The 336-nt window shown below is 39.6% G+C and carries 2 pseudogenes; both read left to right on the forward strand.

The annotated features are described in order from the left end of the window. A pseudogene (locus C1G53_RS12245) lies at nucleotides 1-161 on the forward strand (glucuronide permease); the annotation flags it as partial. Between the two features lie 55 nt (nucleotides 162-216). Further along, a pseudogene (locus C1G53_RS12250) lies at nucleotides 217-336 on the forward strand (sugar kinase); the annotation flags it as partial.

Below are 336 nucleotides of genomic sequence, written 5' to 3' on the forward strand. Positions count from 1 at the left end.
TAGATCGTGAAGAAATGGCACGTATTCAAGAGAAAATCCATGTTATGAAAGCGGCAAAAGATGAGGAACGTGTGCGTGCGATTGCGAAAAATGTTCCATTATCTGATATGGATTATGTAGATGTTACTCAATATAAGGTTGATCAATACGACGATAAATAATACAATAACGACCTAGTTGGAGGATTCCAGCTGGGTCTTTCATCTAGGAGGCGGTATGAAAAAAATCTTAGCGTTTGGAGAAGTTTTATTGCGGCTATCTCCTCCTCATTATCAGACCCTAACACAAGCTACCAGTTTAGATTGTCAGTTTGGTGGCTCAGAGTTGAATGTCTTG

Source organism: Streptococcus suis, assembly GCF_002960445.1.
GTDB lineage: Bacteria > Bacillota > Bacilli > Lactobacillales > Streptococcaceae > Streptococcus > Streptococcus hyiners.